This is a genomic window from Rhodococcus sp. 14-2470-1a (assembly GCF_002259425.1).
Classification (GTDB): Bacteria; Actinomycetota; Actinomycetes; order Mycobacteriales; family Mycobacteriaceae; genus Rhodococcoides; species Rhodococcoides fascians_E.
The window spans coordinates 38,925-60,028 of record NZ_NPFZ01000020.1; the positions used below are offsets into that span (position 1 = coordinate 38,925).

Here is a 21,104-nt window from a genome sequence, read left to right on the forward strand (position 1 = left end):
ACATATCTGACCCGTGACGGTAGTCACTACCGGAAAGGGGGCAGCTGCTACATTGCTGAGCATGGGGTTACGTGAAGTGCACGCGGCGCAGACGCGTGAGTTGATACTCGACGCGGCATTCTCGCTGTTCCTCGATCGCGGATACGAGAAGACGACGATGGAAGAGATCGCGGCCAAGGCCGAGATCGGCACGACCACGTTGTACCGGTATTACCCAACGAAGGACCTACTGGTCGTCGGACCGTTGGAGCTCAACGGGCAGATGGCGGACGAGCTGCGTTCGCGCCCCGAGGACGAGCCACTGGAGGTGTCGTTGGGCCATGCGCTCCGTGCGCTGCTCCTCACGCCTCGGGCGGGCAGTGAGCGCTTCGTGCAGATTCAGCAGATTCTGGACGTGACGCCGTCGCTCACGACACGGCTGTTCGAGCAGTACATGCATGAGCGCGTGATGCTCGAGCAGGCGGTCGCCGACAGGCTCGGACGCCCGCACGACGACCTGTACAGCAAGGCGACTGCCCGGATGGCGACGATGGTGCTCGAGCTCGTCGGCGAAGGAAGCCCCATGCGCGAACTGGGTGACGATGCCGAAGCGCTGCCGCGGATCCTGGGAAACTTGAAATCAGTGATGCAGCAGCTGCATTCGGAACCCCCACTGCTCCCACGGTTGGACGACTAGCGCGTCCACCGGATCCTGATCGGGCCCTTGGCTGTCGACGGATCCACGACCGAACCTTTCTGGGTGATCTGAACTTCCCCGGCGTCGACCAGGCGGCGTGCAGCTTTGCGCACCGGCTCCATCAGGTCTCGCCAGTCGTTCTCGGACATCGCGCGCGCTACGTCCGACGGGCAGATCGTCGAATCCCGCGAGCGGGCGTCGAGCAGCTCCCGGATCTTGTCCTCCAGCTGACGGTCCGTCGCGCTCACCTTGTGCCGCCGGCAGGAATCACTGCAGTACTTGATGTCATCCCAGTTCTTCTCCCACTTCTTGCGCCACTCGATGCGCCGCCCGCACGACGCACAGGTCTTGTCCGCGGGTGTCGACTGCTTCGGTCGACGAGTGTGGGCCACTTTCTCGACTGTAGCTTTTTCAGCGATGCGTCGTCGCGACGAACTGGCGCGTTGCGGCGTCGACGATCTGTGACGGGGTCACGTCGATCTCGTCGTTCAACCAGGCGACGACGAGTTCGGCCAGGCCTCCGATGAACAGGAGGCCGGTGATCTGCGACTCGGGCTCGGGCAACGCGTGGTCGCCGTAGAGTTCGTGGGCTTCTGCGGCGACGAGGCGGGCGAATTCACGCATCGACTCCCGGCGATGCGTGCGCAGCGACTCGACGGCCGAGGACTCGATCATCGCGACGCGGCCTTTGCGTCGATCGTCGGTGAGGACCGTGACGAACGCGGTGATGGCGTGTCGGACCTGTGCTTCGACGCTGTCCGCGGGGGAGTGGAGTGCGTCCAGGGCTGCGGTGCGGATCTCGTCGGACACCGCGTCGACGACGTTGCGCAGTAAATCGTCTCGGCTGGTGAAGCTCTCGTAGAAGTAGCGTTCGGTGAGTTTGGCCTGTGCGCAGATCGCCGTCATGGTTGCGCCGTTGGCTCCTGAGGCCGCGAACACCTCCAGCCCAGCTTCGAGCAGGCGTGCCCGACGGTCGGCGGCACGGTCGTCGGCGCTCATGCCTGCGTATCTGCGGGTTGTCGACATGAGTAGATGTTGACAGACGCGAGAAGTGTGACGCACACTACAGTTATCTGACAGGGCTCCCTGTCAGATCGAGGAAGGTCTGGCGAATGGCACGAATCCTGGCGGAACCACCGGCTCGATCCCCGTTGAAAGCAGTCTCCGGTGACGGGGGACTGCCCGTCGTCGGTCACACGCTCGAATACATTCGCGATCCCCTGACTCTGTTTCGTAGTCGATGGGACAAGTACGGCGACGTGTCGTGGCTGACGATGGCCGGGCAGCGATGGATCACCGTCCTCGGGCCGGACGCATGCCAGGAGGTCCTGCAGAACAAGGACAAGGCGTTCGTCAACAGCGACGGGTGGTCGCTGCTCATCGGCCCGTTCTTCCACGGCGGGCTCATGCTGTTGGATTCCGACGAGCACCTGCGACATCGACGAATCATGCAGCAGGCGTTCACCCGTGAGAGGCTCGTCAGATCGGTCGACTCTCTCAATCCGGTGGTCGCCTCGGGGCTCGACGGGTGGCATGCCGGTGACGCCGTACAGGTCTATCCGGCACTGAAGGCGCTGACTCTCGACGTCGCGACGTCGGTGTTCATGGGGGGAGCCGAGAACAGCAGCGATGCCGAGATCGACGTCGTGAACGCAAGTTTCGTGGCCTGCGTCCAGGCTGCCACGTCGATCGTTCGATACCGCCTACCCGGGACTCGATGGAAGCGTGGGCTCGACGGACGGAAGGTGCTCGACGACTTCTTCCGGCGTTATCTGCCTGCGCGTCGCGCCCGCGAGACCGATGATCTCTTCTCCGTTCTCTGTCACATCGAATCCGATACGGGTCAGCGTTTTTCGGACGACGAAGTGGTTGACCACATGATTTTCTTGCTGATGGCGGCGCATGATACCTCGACCATCACGCTGTCGACGATGATGCAGTATCTCGGGCAGCATCCGGAGTGGCGGGAGAAGTGCCGAGCCGAATCGCTTGCGCTGGAAACGGAGTCGCCGACGCTGGATCAACTCGACGAACTGGTGAGCGTCGACCTGGTCATGAAGGAATGCCTGCGCCTCGTGTCGCCGACTCCCGTCGTGGCTCGTCGCGCTGTGAAGGACACCGAGGTGCAGGGAAAGTTCGTCCCCGCCGGAACATACGCATCCGTCGCCCCGCACTTCACTCATCACATGGCGCAGTACTGGCCGGATCCGGAGAAGTTCGATCCGGACAGGTTCTGTGCAGATCGTCGCGAGGACAAGGTTCATCGCTACGCGTGGGAGCCGTTCGGCGGCGGAGTGCACAAGTGCATCGGAATGTTCTTCGCCGGAGCGGAGATCAAGACGATCATGCATCATCTGTTGCTCCGATTCGACTGGGAGGTCGACCCGAGTTACGTTGCACCACTGAACTTCACGTCGCTGCCCTTCCCGGAGGACGGGCAGCCCGTGAAGCTCCGGCTCAGGTGAGGCGGCTCGTCAGCCATCCGACGATGTCTGCGGTGACTTCGTCCCTGTTCGTTTCGTTCAGGATCTCGTGGCGGGCTCCGGGGTAGATCTTCACCGTCACATCGCTGAGCCCGGCCTCGCGGTAGCGCGCGGCCAGTTGTTCGATCAGCTGTCCGCCGCCGGCCAGCGGGTCGTCGGATCCCGACGTGATCAGCAGCGGCAGATCGGACCGGATCTCCTCGAGCTCGTGCGGATCTGCAAGCTTGTCCGCCTCGGTGAACAACGCGGGCACCGTCGCCGCGGGCAGGTCGAAGCCGCACAGCTCGTCGGCGACGTAGGCGTCGACTTCCGACTCGTCGCGCGACAACCACTCGTATCCGGTGCGGTGCTCGAAGGCGCTGTTGAACACGCTGAGATCACCGGCCGGGGCGTCGACCATGCCCGCGGCGAGCACATCGAGGGTGGTAGACCCGGACAGGACCACGCCCTCGTACAGATCGGACCGCTCGATCAGAACATGTTGGGCAGCAAACGAACCCATCGAGTGTGCAAAGAGGAACAGAGGTAGGTCCGGGTACTCGTTCAACAGTTGCTCGCCCAGTTGTTCGATGTCCGCCCACAGCGCAGGAAAGCCCCGTGCCCCCAGATCGCCCGGTGTCTGCTCGATCGACGCGCCATGGCCTCGATGATCGGATGCCACGACGTGAAACCCGGCGTCGTTCAGCGCCCCGGCGAAGCGGGCGTATCGACTGCCGTGCTCGGCAAGACCATGGGCTATCTGAACGACACCACGAGCAGGAGTGACCGCTGTGGGCCAGGTATTGGTGCTGATCTCGAGCTGATCCTGCTTCGAGGTGTACGACGCTGCAGTGGGCACTGGTTGGTCTCCTTCGGTGCTGAGGGGTGCATCCATGCTAGGCCCGAAGAACCGGCGAGAAGTGCTCGACGACCGGAAACGGATCGTAGAAATGATGCAGCAACGCCTTCCACTCCTGGTACTCCGCTGATCCGCGGAAACCCTCGGTATGGGCTTCGAGGGTCTCCCATTCGACGAGCAGAAGGTAGACCCCTGGTTGCTCCACGCCGCGCGAGAGGGAAAGCGTCACGAACCCCGGCATCGCCGAGATGATCGACTTGGCGTGCGCAAAAGCGGTCTCGAATTCCTCCGAGCGATCGGATGTGACGTGAAGTAGAGCATGTTCAAGAATCATCTGCTCATCTTTGCCGCAGTGCGTTGTACTCTGCCGGTCGGGGAGTGTCGTCGATGGCGCTGGTGGGGGATCAGTGGAACAGAAGCCGTCGTTCGTGTGGCTGTGGCGGGAATCGCTCGTGGTGAGTGCTGTCGCGACCTACGGGGTGTGCGAAGGGACTGCGATTGTCGTCCTCTGGGTCTTGGCGGCAATGAATGGGGTGTTCTCGCCGGAGACTGCAGGGGCGGCTGCTGCCCTCGTCCTGGTTTGGGGAACCTGGTACTTCGTCATGGTCGGATGGATTCTGATCCTTGTTGTTTCGCTGCTGGTTGCGTGGGTGCGCTACGTCGTAGCGGTACGCAGGTATCGGCGGTGGACACTACGTGAGAAACCCTCCCGCGCCTGACTGCACGGGAGGGTTTCGACGGAGTTGCGCTACGCCACGTTCAAGGCGAGTTCGTCGTCCGCGACGTCGACCGATACGCTGCCGCCTTCGGTGAGGGCATCGTCGAGCAGCAGGTCGGCGATCTTGTCGTCGAGTGCTCGCTGGATCGACCTACGCAACGGCCGGGCACCGAATTCGGGCTGGTGACCGTTCTTCGCCAGCCAGTCGACGGCCGAGTCGCTGAACGTGATCTCGATGCCCTTGGCCGAGAGACGTTCCCGGCTTTCGGCGAGCATCAGGTCCGTGATCCGGTGGAGCTGTTCGGTATCGAGCTTGCGGAACACCACGATTTCGTCGATGCGGTTGAGGAACTCCGGTCGCATCGCTTCACGGAGGCGTCCCATGACTCGCGCACGCAAGGGCTTCTCGTCCAGTGCTCCGGTGTTGAATCCGGTACCACCGGACTTGCTGGAGATGATGTCCGAACCGAGGTTGCTGGTCATGATCACCACGGTGTTTCTGAAGTTCACCGTGCGGCCCTGGCCGTCGGTCAACCTGCCGTCGTCGAGCACCTGGAGAAGTGTGTCGAACACGTCGGGGTGGGCCTTCTCGATCTCGTCGAGCAGCACCACCGAGTACGGATTGCGTCGCACCTGCTCGGTGAGCTGGCCGGCTTCGCCGTAACCGACGTATCCGGGAGGTGCACCGACGAGTCGGCTGACGGTGTGGCGTTCACCGAACTCGCTCATGTCGAGGCGAAGCATCTTCTTCTCGTCACCGAACAGAGACGCGGCCAGTGCTTTTGCGAGCTCGGTCTTGCCGACGCCGGTCGGCCCGAGGAACAGGAAGCTGCCGACGGGACGGTCCGGGTCGCTCATGCCGGTCCGGCTGCGCCGCACCGCACGGGCGATGGCCTCGACGGCCTCGTCCTGTCCGACGACGCGCTCGTGCAGCTCGGATTCCAGTCGCCGTAGACGTTCTTTCTCTTCTTGCGTCATCTGGCTTGCCGGAATTCCGGTTGCCCGCGAGACGATCTCGGCGATGTCCTCGGCGGACACCTCGGGTGCATCGTCACCGGACTTGCCGTTCAGACGGTCCTGCAACCGTTGTGCCTCGTCGCGAAGCTGAGATGCGCGCTCGTAGTCTTCCTTCTCGATGGCCGTCGCCTTCTCGACTTCCACTGCGGCGATCTTCTTCTCGATCGCGTCGACGTCGATGCTCGGCCTGGCGAGTTGCTTGCGGGCACCCGCCTGATCGATCAGGTCGATGGCCTTGTCCGGGAGGAAGCGGTCACCGATGTAGCGATCGGAGAGTTCGACGGCGGCACTGATTGCCTCGTCGGTGTAGGTGACACCGTGGTGCTCCTCGTACCGACTACGCAGCCCGGTGAGGATGGCCTTGGCGTCGTCCACGCTCGGCTCGGGAACCGTCACCGGCTGGAACCTGCGTTCGAGGGCGGGGTCCTTCTCGATGTTCGTGCGGTACTCGTCCAGGGTGGTGGCGCCGACGATGTGCAGTTCGCCGCGAGCGAGCTTGGGCTTGAGGATGTTTCCGGCATCCATGGCGCCCTCGGCGCCTCCGCCCGCGCCGGCGATGGTGTGCACCTCGTCGATGAACACGATGAGCTCGTCGGAGTGCGCGACGATCTCGTCGATCACCTTGGTCAAGCGCTCCTCGAAATCACCGCGGTAGCGGGTGCCCGCGACCATGGACGACAGGTCGAGTTGCACGATGCGCTTGCCCGACAAGCGATCGGGAACGTCACCGTCGACGATGCGCTGAGCCAACCCTTCGACGACGGCAGTCTTGCCGACACCTGCCTCGCCGACGAGGACCGGGTTGTTCTTGGTGCGACGGGAGAGGATTTCGATGGTCTGCGCGATCTCGTCGGAACGGCCGATGACCGGGTCGATACCACCCTCGCGCGCACGCTCGGTCAGATCGACGCCGTACTTGTCGAGCGTCGGCGTCTCGGACTGCGACTGCGGTTCCACGGAACCACCCTTCAGTGCGGTCTGCAGGCCTTCGGGAGTGATGCCCTCGTCCGCAAGCAGCCGGCCGGCGATGTGCTCCGGATCGGCGGCGAAGGACAGGAACAGGTGTTCGGGATCGATGTACGTCGAACCGAGGCTTTGTGCGATGTGGTGGGCCTCGAGAATGGCGGTTTTCAAGGTGCTGCTCAGGGTGGTGGCGCTGACCGAGGTCTCGCGCGCCTGGGGGAGCCGAAGCTCCACGGCGTCCGCCACCGAGTCGGGCGTCGCACCCGCGCGCTGCATGAGGTCCTGGGTGGGGTCGTTCTTCGCCATGACGTGCAGAACGTGCAGTGCATCCAATTCTGCATCACCGCGACCGGCAGCGAACGTGGCTGCATCTCCGATGAGCGACTGGGTAGCCGTGCTCATCAAACGGCTGATGTCGATACGGCGGGGACCCTGCGGACCCAGGTATGCCGGCATGCGTTCCTCCTACTGCAAGGTTGAGCGTCTTCGGCTCAATTAACGTGCTCGCGACGATATCAATTCCCTCCGACAAGAATAAATTCCCCCGGGCAGCACGAAGCCCCGCCGACCACGGTCGACGGGGCCTCGTGCTCGGAGACGCTCGGTCGATCAGCTCTTCTTCTTGGTGCCGGGCAGAATGCCCGCATCGATGACGGCCTTGACGTACGGGCGGACACTGGTGACCAGGGCTTCCGCGTCGGGCACGTTCTTCCAGATCGACGACGCCAGCGCATCGGTCCTGGCTTCGATGTGCGCGTCCTGTTCGACGCCTCGATCGGTGAGGGCTTCTCGCCCGTCGGTGGTCGTGAGCAGTCCGCGGGAGGCGAGACGATCCGCGGCGGCGGCCCACTCCTCGTCCGACCACTGGCGGGTGAGTTGGGTGATGCGCTTGCCGAGCACTCGTCGAGCTTTCGGGTCCGGATGCTCCGCCTCGTGGAACACGACGGCTTCCGTCGGATCGAGTTGGGCGTCGACGAGTGCGGCCAGGTGACCGTCGCCTCGCCATTCGCGGATCACGGCGATGGAATGCCACAGCGCCAGATGTGGTGCGTCCGGTCGCTGTGTCGAGTGCCATGCTGCAGACAGTGGCCGACCTGCGAAACAGGCGGTGTCGCCGATGTCGCGCAGTCGATCGGCCACACGGGGGAGATCGGGGTCGGACACCAGTTCGCCCAGTGCGTCGCCGAGGACGGTGTCGAGCGTGGTCCAGCGGCGTTCGGTGATCTTCTCCAGCCCGGCGTCGACGGCGGCCGGCCACACGCGCTCGATCAGCGCGGGATTGAAGTTGTAGAACGTCGCTGCGACGACACTCGCCGCGGTCTCACCGAGCGGTGCGGCACGCGACCCGACGTACCACGCGTGCCCGTCCAACCCGGCGTCCGCGGAGACCGTCTTCAGCAGGGGATTGAAATAGGCGGTGATGTGAAACGGCTCGAACGTCGTGTAGGCGGCGCGGGCCAGGCCGGTCGATGTGTCGCTGCTCATGATCACCGAACCTACCTGCCGTCGGGTCGGCGCCTCAGGCTCTTGGCGAGATGGACACCTGTGTGCGTGTCGGTGTTCACCAGATCCGCGACCGTTCCGGTGAACACGACCTCACCTCCGCCCAGACCGCCGTCGGGTCCGAGATCGATGACCCAGTCGGCCGCTGCGACGACGTCGAGGTTGTGCTCGATGACGATCACGCTGCGGCCCTCGTCGACCATGCCGGACAACAGTGCGATGAGATTCGAGACATCCGACGGGTGCAGGCCGGTAGTGGGCTCGTCCAGGACCAGGATGGGAGACGACCCGACCAGTTCCGTCGCGAGCTTGAGGCGCTGACGTTCTCCACCGGACAACGACGAAAGATTCTGGCCCAGCGAGAGATATCCGAGGCCGACGTCGGAGCACCGGTGCAGGATGTCACGAATCTTCTTGACCTCGAAGAAGTCCTGCGCGTCCTCGACGGACATCTCGAATACGTCCGCGATACTGACATCGTCGACGGTGTGCCGGATCGCTCCCGGCCGAAAACGCCGTCCCTGGCACGTTTCACAGGTACTGGACACCGGGTCCGTGAACCCCAGATCGGTGAAGATGATGCCGCTGCCCTGACAGTCGGGGCAGGCACCGTCGGAATTGGGAGAGAACAGAGACGCCGGCTGGCCGGTCTTCTTCGCGAAGTACGCACGGATGGGGTCGAGGAGTCCGGAATACGTTGCGGGGGAGGAGCGCCGTGACCCGCGGATGGGCGATTGATCGATGATGACGGCGTCGGGTGCGACCGAACGCAGATGACCGTGGATGAGACTCGATTTCCCCGATCCCGCGACGCCGGTGACGGCTGTCAGAACGCCCAGTGGAATGTCGGCACTGACGTTTCGGAGGTTGTGGGTGTCGGCACCGGTGATGTGCAGGTAGTCGGTGGGTGTTCGTGGAGCGGAGATGGAGTGACCGTCGCGGCGGAGCGCACTACCTGTTCTGGTGTCGGCGGCCACCAATTCGTCGTAGGTTCCTTCGAACACCACGTTCCCGCCGGTTTTGCCTGCGCCTGGGCCTATTTCGACGATGCGATCGGCGATGGCCATCACTTCAGGATCGTGCTCGACGACGAGGACCGTGTTTCCCTTGTCTCGCAGCGCAAGGAGCATGTCGTTGAGGCGGTGCACGTCGCGTGGGTGCAGGCCGGTGGTCGGCTCGTCGAACACGTAGAGCATGTCGTTGAGCGTCGCGCCGAGGTGGCGCACCATCTTGATGCGCTGAGATTCGCCCCCGGACAGGGTCGACGTCGCTCGGTTCAGACTGAGATAGCCGAGCCCGAGATCGACGAGCCTGCGCAGTTGCAGCACGATCTCGTCACGGAAGGTGTTCAGTTCCCTCAGGTTCCATCCGGCAATGCGCTCGGCGAGTTCGGACACTTGCATGGCGAAGGCGTCGGGTAACGACAGTCCGTGGAGGGTCGCGCCGCGGATGGTCTCGTTGTAGCGGGTGCCGCCACATGCCTCGCACTCGCCGCGTGTGACGATCCGGTCGAACGCTGCCTTCGCTTTGCCCTTGAGTGCATCGGCATCCTTCGACAGATAGCTGCGACGAAAGCGCGAAACGATTCCTTCGTAGCTCTTCATGAGGGCCTCGGTGTTGACCACGTCGACCTCACCGGGCTTGGCATCGAAGAAGATGTGGCGTTCACGGGCGGAGTACTGCTCGACGGGAACGTCCAGATCGAACAACCCGGAGTCGGCGAACACCCGGTACGGCCACTTGCCCGGCTCGAAGTCCGGGTGCTTGAAAGGGCCTTCGCGCAACGACTTCGATTCGTCGACGAGTTCGTGCATGTCGATGATCTTCGCTTCCCCGAGTCCCTCGCATTCGGGGCACATGCCGGCCGGGTCGTTGAAGGAGAACGCGTTCGCGTAGCCGATCGACGGCGTCACCCCGCGGGACCACAGCATGCGCAGCCAGTCACCGATGTCGGTGATGGTGCCGACGGTCGACCGGGGTCCTCCGAACAGGCGCTTCTGGTCGACGATGACGACGGCGGAGAGGTTGGCGATCAGATCGGCATCGGGTCGGCCGTAGGACGGAAGGAACGTCTGGGCGAATGCGGTGAAGGTCGAGTTGATCTGGCGCTGCGCTTCGGCGGCGATGGTGTCGAACACCAACGAGGATTTGCCGGAACCGGAGACTCCGGCGAACACGATCAGTTCGCGTTTGGGCAGGTCGAGGTCCACGCCGTGCAGATTGTTCTCGCGTGCGCCTCGAACGAGGATGGTGTCGAGTGATTCGGCCGTGGTCATCGCGTGTAGTTGCCTTTCGCCGGTCGAGTGAGCGGCCAGTATACCGTACGCTGTACGTCAGGCGTTCCTGGTTTTCGCAGACACAGACACAGACGCAGGCTTCGGAGGTGGCCTGACCCTCACCTATGGGAGTGGAAATGCAGGCCAGGGCCTACATTTCCACTCCTACAGGGATCAGTACAGATAGTCCTCGCCGCTGGCGCGGACGGTGATGTCGCTGATGCTGATTCCCCAGGGCTGGTCGATGACGTGCACCACGGCGTCGGCGAGGTCGTCGGGCTTGATGAGCCAGTACTCGATGTTGTCGACGTCCTTCTGCTCCGGGCGCAGGGTGTCTGTGGTCGCGGCAGTCATGTTCTCGGTGAAGATGGCACCGCGCTGACCGGTCAGTCCGAGGATCGCCTCGTCGTTGACGATCCAACTCGCCAGGTTCGTGCCTGTGACACCTGTGGGCTTGACCGTCGTGACCTTGATCTTGCCCTTGGCCTCGATCCGCAGTGAATCGGAGATCGTGGTGACTGCGGCTTTCGTTGCGCTGTAGACGCCGGAACCGTCGATACCGGCGTTGCCGAAGATCGACGAGATGTTGACGACCTGGCCGCGGCCCTGCTCGATCATCTGGTCGTAGACGGCGGAGATCCCGTTGACGACGCCCTTGATGTTGATGTCGATTGCCTTGTGCCACTTCTGCCATGCGCGCTCGTGGTCGGCGAAGTATGCGAGGGGCATCACGCCTGCATTGTTCACCAACACGTCGATTGCGCCGAAGGTGTCGACGGCGTGTTGTGCTGCTGCGACTACCTGATCCATGTCGGTCACGTCGGCGACAGAGTACGTCCCGGCATGGCCTTTGGCGTCGATACCGTCGAACACGGCTTTCAGGCCTGCTTCGTTGATGTCGAGGCCCACGACCTTGGCGCCCCGGGCTGCGACTTTCTCGGCTATGAGCTGGCCGAAGCCGCCGCCGGCGCCGGTGATCAGAATGACTTTGTCCTGCAGGTGCTGAGACATTGTGTTCTCTCTCTTCGGTGGATGGTCGAATTCAGACGATGTCGATGGCGTCGAGGACCGACGCCACGAGCGTGCGGTCACCGCTGACCGTGACGGCGGATCGCCATGCGGATCGTGTTGTGCCCCAGCGCAGAAAATCCGTCGCCGACGAGGTGGCGACGTGATCGGGGAGGTCGCCGTCCTCGGTGACGACGACGGCGTCGTCTTGCCGGGACAGGACGAAGGTCCTGTCGGTAGCGCCGGTGAGATGAAGCCCCACAGGTGAATCAAGCGAGGCGCCGACGCTGTCGCCGCACATCTGGGGGAGTCCGGCGATCATCCAGTCGATCGCTGGATCGATCGCGGTGGCCACGTCCACGTCACCTGCGGTCACGGGGCCGAACGGCTGCAACAGATCCGACGTGAGGTGCACCAGGTGATCGAAGGACACGGCATCGCTCAGCTGATGCAGCTTGTACGTTCCGAGGTCGAGCATGTCGAGGGTGCCGTCCCGCAGGTCGGGAGAGTTCAGTGCGGACAGCGTGGCAAGTCCGGCCTCGGACTGCTCGCGGTAGTACTCGAGTATTTCCTCGTGCGGTAGATCGGCGCGTTCGCGGACGGCAGCGTCGTTGAGACGCTCGGACTTTCCGCTCGGATTCGGTGGGAACACCAGGTCGGGATCGGCGATGAAATTGAAGAAGAACGCCATGTGGCCGATCAGGTCGTGCACGCGCCAGCCGTGGCAGGCGGTGTCTGCTTCCCACTCGACGGTGCCGAATTGCTCGGCGATCTTCAGTGTGTCGGCGGCCAGTGCGCGGGCACCGGCGAGTCCTGCGTCGGACATCGAATCCTCGATTTCTTCTACGATGCGAGAAAGATGGACTTGAGTTGCTGGTACGCGGCCAGACCTTCCGGGCCGAGTTCACGGCCGAGACCGCTGGCCTTGACCCCGCCGAACGGCGAGCCCCAGTCCAGGTTGAAGGTGTTGACGCCGAACGATCCCGTCTCGACGCGCCGTGCCACGCCGATGCCACGTTCTTCGTCGGAGGTCCACACCGTCCCGCCGAGGCCGTACTCGGAGTCGTTGGCCAGAGCGACTGCGTCGTCGACGTCGTCGTAGGCGATGACGGACAGAACCGGACCGAACACCTCCTGGCGTGCGATGGTGCTGGCGTTGTCGACGTCGGCGAACACCGTCGGCTGCACGAAGTATCCGACGCCGTTTACTCGTCCACCGCCGGTGGTGATGTTTCCGCCTTCGGCACGTCCCTGATCGATCAGCGAGAGCACTCTGTCACGTTGTGCGGCGCTGACCATCGGACCGATGAAGGTGGCCGGGTCCATGGGATCGCCGACGGGCAGGCTCGACGCCATGGCGGTGATGGCGTCGACGTAGGCGCGACTCTTGTTGCGAGGAACTAGAATTCGAGTAGACATGTAGCAAGTCTGTCCGCTGTTGAGCAGTGATGCGGTGGACAGTCCCGTCACGGTTCGTTCGACGTCGGCGTCGTCGAGAACCAGGGCAGCGGACTTACCTCCGAGCTCGAGGGTGGCGGGTCGGAGCAGTTCCCCGCAGACCCGGCCGATGTGCCGTCCGGCCGCTGTCGAACCGGTGAAGGCAACCTTGTCGACGCCTGGATGTGCGACAAGGTACTGCCCTACGTCCGGGCCGCCGGTGACGATGTTGATCACGCCGGCCGGGAGTTCCGCGGCGATCGCGGCCTCGGCCAGAACGTAGGAGTCGAGAGTCGTCTCCGGCGACGGCTTCAGTACAACTGTGCACCCTGCAGCCAGGGCCGGAGCAATCTTGAACATCGACAGCACCGCTGGGAAGTTCCACGGCGCGATGGCGGCGACGACGCCGACGGGTTCGCGGCGCACGATCGTCGTCCCCGGCATCGGTTGGCTGGCGCGGCGCTCTTCCAGCGGCGTCGACTCGGCGAGGTCCGCGTAGTAGCGCAGCAACTGGACCGGGGCAGCGCCTTCGGCGAAACGAGCTAGCTCGACGGGCATTCCGTTCTGTCGGGTCACCGTCGTTGCGCGCTCTTCGGCTCGCTTCTCGAGTTCGTCGGCGAATCGACGTATGAGCCCGGCCCGGATGGCGGGAGTGAGCCCGGCCCAGTCGTGGCGGCGCAACGCGACCCGAGCCGACGACACGGCAGAGTCGACGTCAGCGTCGGTCGATGTGGGAAACGAGCCGATTTCCTGCTCGGTGAGGGGCGAGACGACGGACGTCCGGGCGTCGGTACGAGGAGGTGTCCAGCCTCCGTCGATGAAGAGAGCGTCGTGGTCGATGCGAGCGGTCATGTCGGTTCCTCCTGAGGCGCGTTCTGCGTTGAACGGCAGCTGTGTCGATCATCACGCCCAACAGCACCCAATAATTGACATCACATGCCAAGTTTTTTACATTTCGACACATGGCCGATCTGATCAGCGCGTCGTCGCTTACCCGCGTGACCGAGCTGATCGAGGAATGTGGCGGAGATCCGTACGAGTACTGCGACAGGGTGGGCATCGACCCGGACGTGATCGGAACGTACGACAACTTCGTGCCGTTCAGCGCGCTGTCCACACTGCTCGGTCTGTGTGCGCGCGAGCTCAGCGCACCGGACTTCGCTCTGCGACTCGCAGCTCGTCAGGATCCCGACATTCTCGGTCCCGTCGCGATCGCGGCCCGCAACGCCGAGACAGTCGGCGATGCACTTCGTGGCGTCGTGAAGTACGCGCATGTGTACAGCCCTGCGCTGTCCGCCGACCTGACGGTCGGGGGTATGGAAGCGTCGTACTCCGTGGATACGGTGCTGCATCGTCTACCGCACCGGGCGCACGTCGTCGAACTGGCGCTGGGCGTCACGTTGACGACGGTTCGGATGATGGCAGGTCAGGATTTTCACCCATCGAGAATCGCGTTCCAACACCCGCGGATCTCCGAGATATCGACGTACCGAGACTATTTCGGGTGCACGGTCGAGTTCGGCTGCGACCGTAACGCGCTCGACTTCCCGCGTGGGGTCCTGCATCGGCACCTGCCTCGGGTCGATCCGCTGGCCTACGACGTGGCTGTGCGATACATGGCAGGACGAGACACCTCGGTCGCATTCCGAGATGCCGTGTCGACGTTGATCGTTCGATCACTGCCCGCCGGGGCGGCGAACCTCGACCGCGTGGCCGCTCTGATGCTGTTGCATCCTCGAACGCTCCAGCGTCGACTGGCGTCCGAGGACACGACGTTCGACGCTCTGGCGGACGACTCCCGGCGCGAGCTCGCATTGAGTCTGCTCGCGAACACGGACGTCCCGCTGTCCGCAGTGTCCAGACAACTCGGCTACTCCGAGCCGAGCACTCTGACGCGCAGTGCGAAGCGCTGGTTCGGAATGACTCCTCTCGCGAAGCGGCGAGAACTCACGTCGCGACCCTGATCGCATCCCGTCTCGGCAGGTGTGGTTAGCCAACCCAGAGGTTGACGTCGTGATCCGCGGGGTAGGCGAGATCACATGAGCCTCCCCGGAGTATTGAACAGTCTCGAAGATGCGTCGTTCCTGGACAAGGAAAGCGATGCGATCAACAGCGTCCTGAAGCCCGCACTCGACGACACGGTGGTCGGTGGGCTCCTACGCGGGTCGTTCGTAGGCCACCCCATCCACCCGGCGTTGGTGAACGTCACGGTCGGAGCATGGACCAGCGCCGTCGTGCTCGACCTCGTCGGCTTCGAGTCGAAGGCCGCTCAGCGGCTGATCGGGCTCGGTCTGCTGTCGGCGCCCGCAACCATTGCCACCGGGTGGGGTGACTGGTCCACCCGCGGCCCACGTGCACGCCGAGTCGGGATCATCCATGCGGGAGCGAACGCCACCGGCGTGTTCCTGTTTCTCGGCTCGTTCCTCCGCCGACGCCGTCGCACGGACGGAGCCGCGAAGGGTCTCGCGCTCGCCGGACTCACCGCCGCCGGTCTCGGCGGCGTCATCGGTGGTCACCTTGCCTACAGTGTCACCGAGGAGCCGGCCGAGCAGCCCGCGTTCGACGAGCACCAGCTGACGTAGAACCTCGAATCCACGCGGGGCGGGACGATCGCCTTCGGCTACTTTCGTCCCGCAGCCCATTTCATGCCCCAGCCGTACTTCTTGTCGAGATCCGACTGGCTGCCCTGGATGTATTCCACCAAGCGGGTTACGGTGACTCCCTGTTTCCCGCTCTCCAGCAACGCAATTGCGCAGATTCGAGCGGAGTTGCTGTCCGATTCGAGCTTCACCTCGACCTGTGGACCCGAGGTCGGGAACAGGGTGACGACGCCGTCGACTGCGGCCCAGTTGGGGGCGCCCTCGTAGATCATCGCGAAGATCAGGACCCGCTTGAACATCTCGGGGCGGGCGAGGTTGATGTGCATGTTCTCGCCGCCGACGACAGTGCCCGAGCGATCGTCACCGTCCAGTGCGATGTACGGAGCGCGATCGACCGCGCCGAAGCTGTTGCCGAGCGCCTGAATGACGCCCTTGGAGCCGTCGGCGAGTTCGTAGAGGCAGCCGAGGTCGAGGTCGACGCCGCCGGTCCCGTAGGACGCCGCGGCCAGCTTCGCCAGAAAGCCCTTCTTCTTCGGTGCGGGGGTCGCACCCGTCGACCAGTTCAAATTGACACGCATCGTGCCCTGTGGCTCGCCCGCCTTCGTCAGGTTCACCGAGGGCGCCGACTTGGACAGCGTCACCTTGCTCAGGCTCACTGCGGGCGTTGCCGGGGTCGAAGGCTTGCGGGTGTAGTCGATCGCCATGAAATTTGCCTACTCGTCGTGGTGTCCGTTTTGCCTTGTCCGAGAATAGCGGGCAAACGTGTCGGTACCCCTCGGTACGGTTCTTTTCATCAGCTTCACCCGCGCGAGTCCGCGCACTTTCTCAGGAGGTTTTCTTTGACGAATCCACAGTTGTCTCTGGTGGCCGCGTTGCTCGACCGCTCGGGTTCCATGAACGCCATCGCCGATGACACTCGCGGTGGTTTCGACTCGTTCATCGCGAAAGAGCGTGCGCACGAGGGTGACACGGTGGTCACTCTTGCGCAGTTCGACGATCGCTACGACATGGTCTACAGCTCGCAACCGATCGATTCGGTTCCGCCTCTCGTGCTCGAGCCTCGGGGCATGACGGCGCTGTACGACGCCATCGGCCGACTCATCACCGATGTGGGCTCGGAGCTCGCAGCAACACCCGAGGACGAGCGTCCTGGTTCCGTCACCTTCCTCGTGATGACCGACGGTCACGAGAACGCGAGCAAGGAGTGGAGCAACACGGCTGTTCGCACCCTCATCGAACAGCAGGAGCGGGACTATCAGTGGGACTTCGTGTTTCTCGGCGCCAACATCGATGCAGTGGACGTGGGCACCGGCCTCGGCTTCGCCCGTGACAAGTCCATGACGTACGTGTCCACCACAGTGGGCGTCACGTCCGCGTTCGATTCGGTGGCGAGCTATCAGAGTCGCAAGCGCGCCTCGGTGATGGGGGCGCCCCCGGTGCAGGGCTTCTCGGAGGAGGATCGTCGCCGAGCTCGAGGGGAGTGAGCGAGCCCGCTACCGCCTGGGGGCGAACTGTTTTCGGTATGTCGTGGGTGCAACCGCGAACGCCGAAGCGAAGTTCTGGCGAAAGGTCACCGTGCTGCCGAATCCGCAGGCAGTCGCGACGTCGTCGATGGATTTCGTCGTCGTCTCCAGCAGGCTCCTGGCTTCGTCGAGGCGTCGATCCAGCACCCACCGTGCGGGCGTGGTTCCGGTTGCCGACTGGAACTGCCGGATGAAGCTCCGCCGGCTCATGTGCGCACGTTCGGCTAGCCGGTTGATCGGTAGGGGCTCGTGCAGGCGTGCAAGAGCCCACTCCAGTACGTCGGCGATGGTCGTGTCCTCGGCGTGCGTGACGGGCCGCTCGATGTACTGGGCTTGACCGCCCTCGCGGTGGGGTGCGACGACGAGGCTGCGCGCGACGGAGGTGGCCGCGGCGGATCCGAGGTGCTTGCGGACGATGTGCAGGCACGCATCGATCGACGACGCGGTTCCCGCCGACGTGAGGACGTCGCCGTGGTCCACGTAGAGCACCGAGGAGTCGGGTTGTGTCTGGGTGGTCCTCGCTTGCAGTTCCGCCATCTTGGTCCAGTGCGTGACGGCCGGGCGGCCCGCGAGGATGCCTGTGTCGGCAATCGCAAAGGAGCCGAGGCACAGTCCGGCGACCTCTGCGCCGCGCCGATGAGCTTGTCGTATGCGTGAGCCGAGTTCGACGTCGACAGGCGGCAGGGACACCGGCCAGGACGGGACGATCACGATGTCCGCCCATTCGATTGCCTCGGGTCCCGCGAGGTCACCCAACGAGTAGCCCTCGGCCGTCCTTACCTGCTGTGCATCGTCCGACCACACGCGCGTTTGCCAGTCCTGCGCCTCGTCGAGTCGAGTGACCTCGCTGAACACCATGAGCGGCGCGGCGAGATGGAACATGGTGATTCCATCGAATGCGTACAGCGCAATCTTCATACCCCTCCAACTGTGGCGCAAAGTCATCGAAAGTATGCATCCGTGCCACTCGTCGGCGCAAGAATCAGGCTGAAGAATCGGAGCTACCCAACACGAGGAGGATGACCATGACTGCACCACGCCGCGCGCTGATCGTCGTCGACGTCCAGCAGGAGTACTTCGACGGTGTACTGAAAATTCAATACCCACCGCGCGAGGAGTCGCTGGCCAACATTGCCAGCGCCATCGAAGTTGCTGCCTCGCAGGATATTCCGGTTGCGATCGTGCAGCACGAGATGCCGGAAGGGTCGCCCGCATTCGTCAAGGGCACACCCACCTGGGAACTCCATCCGCGGATCGCTGCGCTGGTACAACCTACGTTCGAACGCGTCGAGAAGAAGTTCAGCAGCGTGTTCGAGGGAACCTCCGTCGCGGAGTGGTTGACAGCCAACCGGATCGACACGATCACGATCGTCGGATACATGACCAACAACTGCGACCTGGCCACGGCAGCCGGTGCGGAGGCGCTCGATGTCAGCGCTGAGATCCTCTCCGACGCCACCGGCGCGATCAATCTCGCGAACGAGGCCGGCACGGTGTCGGCAGAGGATCTGCACAGCACGTTGATGGTGCTCTATCAGTCCAACTTCGCCGCGGTGGCGTCGACGTCGGACTGGATCGAGGCCGTCAAGTCCGGATCGAGCCTCACCGCGAACAACCTGGTCGTGTCCGCAGCCCAGGGGAACGACACTTTCGGAGGAGAGTGACCTCAGCGTCGACGGCTTGCGCTCCGTGATTCGCGGTTCGTCAAGCGGGCGCCTGCCTCGTCGAGAAATCGAAGGAACATACGAGTTTTTCGGACCAGGTGTTCCTCGACCAACGGAGAGCAATCGACGCGCGCCACCACGGCAACCGCGTCGGGCGAGACGCGAAATGCCATGTCGGGCCACGATTCTGCCAACCGAAGTATCGACGCAGGTGTGGGCGGCTCCCCGGTGTAGGTTGCCGAGTACTCGACGACGGCCTCGTCGTCGAGTACTCGGATGTGCGCGTCGCGGACGAGGCGATCCACGGCGACAGGTCCCAGCACGGCGAACACACGCGAGGTCAGATCGTCGTCCGTTCGGGCCCGGCTTCCGTCGAGAATCCAACCCGGCGAAGCGCCGGTGGCGTCGAGCGCCAGAAACGATGGGTGGCTGATCCGTCCGAAATCCCGGAACAGTGTCATGACCGTGCGGGCAATGGGCGTGCCGTTGCCGCTGATCCTGAGCTCCGTGCCGTCCGAGTGCGACCGGGCGGGGCTGGCGCGCCACCGGGCGTACGCGAGGGTCGTTCGCTCCTCCGCAGTGCGTGCGTCGAGTAGCGACCTGGGGACGTGCGCCACCGCGTCGACGAGGTCACGGTCCTTGGCGAGAACCACCGACAGTCCGCTCACCTGCCAGACCGAGTCCGACAGAAGGGTGAGGGTCTGGGGTGCGCGCATGCCGTCGAGATACCGGCCCAGGCGGGCAGCGAACACTGTCCAGGACGTGTTCACTTCCGTGTCGAAGTCAGGGTCCTCGATCATGAGGCCTCCTGAACTGGACAAGTTTTGAACTATCCGAACCATGATAACTGCTGGTCCGACGGGTGCGGGCCCACTGGGTGGGCCGAGGGTTGCGCTCGGATTGCTACGCCGTCAAGATTCGAGGGGCAAACGACTTCGGGTGGGAGCGAGTGCGGTGACGGCTGTTCGACGTGGGTTCCTGGTAGTTCTGCTCCTCCTGGTGGCCTCCGGGGCGACGATGTTCGCCCACGCTGATCCGCCGCCCTCACTGCAGCAACAGGTCGAGCGATGGGCCTCGGACATCGGGGCGCCGAGTATCTCCGTGCAGATCGTCGATTCCGACGGGCTCGTCGACGACGCCTCGTCGGGGCCGGATGCCGGCGCCCCCTTCGTGTGGGGTTCGGTGTCGAAACAGCTCGCGGCAGCCACGGTTGGAGGGCTGGCGCGCGACGGCCTTCTCCAGAACGACACCGTCGTCGTCGACGTCCTGCCGCAGGCCGAGCACCTGCTCGGTGACCCGCAGGTCACCGTCGGTGACCTGGTTCGTCACACCAGTGGGCTACCGCACGACGTCTCCGTCACCGACGACTGGACCCGTCGGGAATCCGCGTCGGATGTTCTGGCGTCGATACCGCAACCGAGCGGAATGGGCGCGCGAGGCACGTTCCGGTATTCGAGCCTCAACTATCTGCTCGTGCAGGCCGTGGTCGAGCAGGTCTCCGCCGGGCCGTATGCGGATGCCGTCCGCCGGTACGTTCTCGATCCTGCGGGCGCGTCGGGCACCATCACCGATCCCGACGCCTTCACCGCGGCCGTCCCGGACGGTCACGTTCCGTTCTTCGGGACCTCCAGGTCGGTGGACGTGGGCGTGGATTCGGCGGGGCTCGGTTACGGATACCTGGCCGGGACGATCGAGGACCTCGGCCGGTACGCGTCGTGGCGGCTGGACAACCTGGGCGATCCCGTGGTGGCCGAGACCGGTCACGGCACGGCGTACGGCGACGGTCTGTACAACGAGGACATCGATGGTCACGACGTGTGGTGGCACTCGGGTGCGGTGCCCGGCTACTACACCTACGTCGCGTTGGTGCCGGGGGAGGACCGCGCAATCGTGCTGGCCACCAACCGGTATGGCGAGATCGAGGCCGAGCGTGTGGCGGCCGTCGGCAGAAACGTGACGACTCAGGTGCTCGACGGGTCCGCGTCGGATCTGCCGTCGTCGATGGCGCCGGCGGTGTTGGGCACCCTGCTCGGACTCGCGACTGCTCTGCTGGCGGCATCGGGATGGTCGGTCGTGCGTGGAACGAGAGAGCGCTCTGCTGTGGGTGCGATCGTTCGGAGCGTCGCCGCTGTCGTGGTGGGAGGGGCGCTGATCGTCGGCGCCCTGATCGGTGTCCCGGCTTTGGCGGGCGGGACGTTGTCGGCGATGTGGTTGTGGGCGCCGGACGTGACCGTTGCGTTCTGGGTGTTGCTCGCGGCGGTCTTCGTCGCCACCGTAGTTGTGGTCATAAAATCCGCGGCCGGGTACCGAAAACTGCGTTCTCGCACTGCCGAGGGGTGACGAGCAGGCCCTGCTCGGCGACGCCGAGGGGGCTACCGATGGGTAACTAAGCCGTACC

The 21,104-nt window shown here is 64.1% G+C and carries 21 protein-coding genes and 1 pseudogene; 8 read left to right on the forward strand and 14 right to left on the reverse strand.

Features of this window, described 5'->3' with window-relative positions:
• Positions 1–61 precede the first annotated feature (61 nt).
• The gene (locus CH292_RS10220) at positions 62–676 is read left to right on the forward strand and encodes a TetR/AcrR family transcriptional regulator (protein ID WP_033187951.1); all 615 of its coding nucleotides are present in this window, start codon (positions 62–64) and stop codon (positions 674–676) included.
• Here the strand turns inward: CH292_RS10220 and CH292_RS29295 are convergent.
• From CH292_RS29295 to CH292_RS10230, 3 genes and pseudogenes are all read right to left on the reverse strand, one after another.
• A complete protein-coding gene (locus CH292_RS29295) occupies positions 673–924 on the reverse strand; it encodes a DUF3253 domain-containing protein (RefSeq protein WP_230594088.1) in 252 nt (83 codons plus the stop codon). The genes CH292_RS10220 and CH292_RS29295 overlap by 4 nt on opposite strands.
• A gap of 15 nt (positions 925–939) precedes the next feature.
• A pseudogene (locus CH292_RS29300) lies at positions 940–1,068 on the reverse strand (DUF2256 domain-containing protein); the annotation flags it as partial.
• A gap of 19 nt (positions 1,069–1,087) precedes the next feature.
• The gene (locus CH292_RS10230; RefSeq protein WP_371828051.1) at positions 1,088–1,702 is read right to left on the reverse strand and encodes a TetR/AcrR family transcriptional regulator; all 615 of its coding nucleotides are present in this window, start codon (positions 1,700–1,702) and stop codon (positions 1,088–1,090) included.
• Positions 1,703–1,788: 86 nt separating this feature from the next.
• On the opposite strand from CH292_RS10230, the gene CH292_RS10235 reads away from it, so the two are divergent.
• Positions 1,789–3,141: a cytochrome P450 gene (locus CH292_RS10235; RefSeq protein ID WP_020112725.1), complete on the forward strand. Its 1,353-nt coding sequence runs from the start codon at positions 1,789–1,791 to the stop codon at positions 3,139–3,141.
• On the opposite strand, the gene CH292_RS10240 is transcribed toward CH292_RS10235, so the two are convergent.
• A complete protein-coding gene (locus CH292_RS10240; RefSeq protein WP_256978008.1) occupies positions 3,134–3,997 on the reverse strand; it encodes an alpha/beta fold hydrolase in 864 nt (287 codons plus the stop codon). The genes CH292_RS10235 and CH292_RS10240 overlap by 8 nt on opposite strands.
• Before the next feature lie 37 nt (positions 3,998–4,034).
• Positions 4,035–4,331, reverse strand: a complete 297-nt coding sequence (locus CH292_RS10245) for an antibiotic biosynthesis monooxygenase (RefSeq protein WP_033187949.1) — start codon at positions 4,329–4,331, stop codon at positions 4,035–4,037.
• Between the two features lie 73 nt (positions 4,332–4,404).
• Here CH292_RS10245 and CH292_RS10250 point away from each other — a divergent pair, with 73 nt between their 5' ends.
• Entirely contained in the window at positions 4,405–4,716 is a 312-nt protein-coding gene (locus CH292_RS10250) for a hypothetical protein (protein WP_094654626.1), read from the forward strand.
• A gap of 29 nt (positions 4,717–4,745) precedes the next feature.
• Here CH292_RS10250 and CH292_RS10255 read toward each other — a convergent pair whose 3' ends face one another.
• The 6 genes from CH292_RS10255 to CH292_RS10280 all read right to left on the reverse strand — a co-directional run bounded on the left by CH292_RS10255 (position 4,746) and on the right by CH292_RS10280 (position 13,771).
• Positions 4,746–7,151: an ATP-dependent Clp protease ATP-binding subunit gene (locus CH292_RS10255; RefSeq protein ID WP_094654627.1), complete on the reverse strand. Its 2,406-nt coding sequence runs from the start codon at positions 7,149–7,151 to the stop codon at positions 4,746–4,748.
• A gap of 153 nt (positions 7,152–7,304) precedes the next feature.
• Positions 7,305–8,186: a hypothetical protein gene (locus tag CH292_RS10260; RefSeq protein WP_094654628.1), complete on the reverse strand. Its 882-nt coding sequence runs from the start codon at positions 8,184–8,186 to the stop codon at positions 7,305–7,307.
• A gap of 5 nt (positions 8,187–8,191) precedes the next feature.
• Positions 8,192–10,474, reverse strand: a complete 2,283-nt coding sequence (locus CH292_RS10265) for an excinuclease ABC subunit UvrA (protein ID WP_094654629.1) — start codon at positions 10,472–10,474, stop codon at positions 8,192–8,194.
• Positions 10,475–10,648: 174 nt separating this feature from the next.
• Complete coding sequence (locus CH292_RS10270) at positions 10,649–11,485, reverse strand: SDR family oxidoreductase (RefSeq protein ID WP_094654630.1); 837 nt, start codon at positions 11,483–11,485, stop codon at positions 10,649–10,651.
• A 31-nt stretch (positions 11,486–11,516) separates the two neighbouring features.
• Complete coding sequence (locus tag CH292_RS10275; RefSeq protein WP_094654631.1) at positions 11,517–12,308, reverse strand: maleylpyruvate isomerase N-terminal domain-containing protein; 792 nt, start codon at positions 12,306–12,308, stop codon at positions 11,517–11,519.
• Between the two features lie 17 nt (positions 12,309–12,325).
• A complete protein-coding gene (locus CH292_RS10280) occupies positions 12,326–13,771 on the reverse strand; it encodes an aldehyde dehydrogenase (protein WP_094654632.1) in 1,446 nt (481 codons plus the stop codon).
• A 110-nt stretch (positions 13,772–13,881) separates the two neighbouring features.
• Here CH292_RS10280 and CH292_RS10285 point away from each other — a divergent pair, with 110 nt between their 5' ends.
• Both CH292_RS10285 and CH292_RS10290 read left to right on the forward strand, forming a co-directional pair.
• A complete protein-coding gene (locus tag CH292_RS10285) occupies positions 13,882–14,883 on the forward strand; it encodes an AraC family transcriptional regulator (protein ID WP_094654633.1) in 1,002 nt (333 codons plus the stop codon).
• A gap of 75 nt (positions 14,884–14,958) precedes the next feature.
• Positions 14,959–15,501 (forward strand): DUF2231 domain-containing protein, encoded by a 543-nt coding sequence (locus tag CH292_RS10290; RefSeq protein WP_094654634.1) that lies wholly within the window; start codon positions 14,959–14,961, stop codon positions 15,499–15,501.
• A gap of 38 nt (positions 15,502–15,539) precedes the next feature.
• Here the strand turns inward: CH292_RS10290 and CH292_RS10295 are convergent, their stop codons facing one another.
• Positions 15,540–16,223, reverse strand: a complete 684-nt coding sequence (locus CH292_RS10295; protein ID WP_094654635.1) for a tellurium resistance protein — start codon at positions 16,221–16,223, stop codon at positions 15,540–15,542.
• A 135-nt stretch (positions 16,224–16,358) separates the two neighbouring features.
• Here CH292_RS10295 and CH292_RS10300 point away from each other — a divergent pair, with 135 nt between their 5' ends.
• A complete protein-coding gene (locus CH292_RS10300; protein ID WP_026347464.1) occupies positions 16,359–17,003 on the forward strand; it encodes a VWA domain-containing protein in 645 nt (214 codons plus the stop codon).
• A gap of 9 nt (positions 17,004–17,012) precedes the next feature.
• Here the strand turns inward: CH292_RS10300 and CH292_RS10305 are convergent, their stop codons facing one another.
• Positions 17,013–17,960, reverse strand: a complete 948-nt coding sequence (locus CH292_RS10305) for a GlxA family transcriptional regulator (RefSeq protein ID WP_094654636.1) — start codon at positions 17,958–17,960, stop codon at positions 17,013–17,015.
• 107 nt (positions 17,961–18,067) lie between these two features.
• Between CH292_RS10305 and CH292_RS10310 the strand changes: the two genes are divergently transcribed.
• On the forward strand, positions 18,068–18,706 hold the full coding sequence (locus CH292_RS10310; RefSeq protein ID WP_026347465.1) for an isochorismatase family protein: 639 nt from the start codon (positions 18,068–18,070) through the stop codon (positions 18,704–18,706).
• Between the two features lie 2 nt (positions 18,707–18,708).
• On the opposite strand, the gene CH292_RS10315 is transcribed toward CH292_RS10310, so the two are convergent.
• Positions 18,709–19,506 carry a hypothetical protein gene (locus CH292_RS10315; protein WP_094654637.1) on the reverse strand — a complete coding sequence of 266 codons (798 nt, stop codon included), beginning with the start codon at positions 19,504–19,506 and terminating at the stop codon, positions 18,709–18,711.
• Between the two features lie 154 nt (positions 19,507–19,660).
• On the opposite strand from CH292_RS10315, the gene CH292_RS10320 reads away from it, so the two are divergent.
• A complete protein-coding gene (locus CH292_RS10320; RefSeq protein ID WP_256978010.1) occupies positions 19,661–21,046 on the forward strand; it encodes a serine hydrolase in 1,386 nt (461 codons plus the stop codon).
• Positions 21,047–21,104 lie beyond the last annotated feature (58 nt).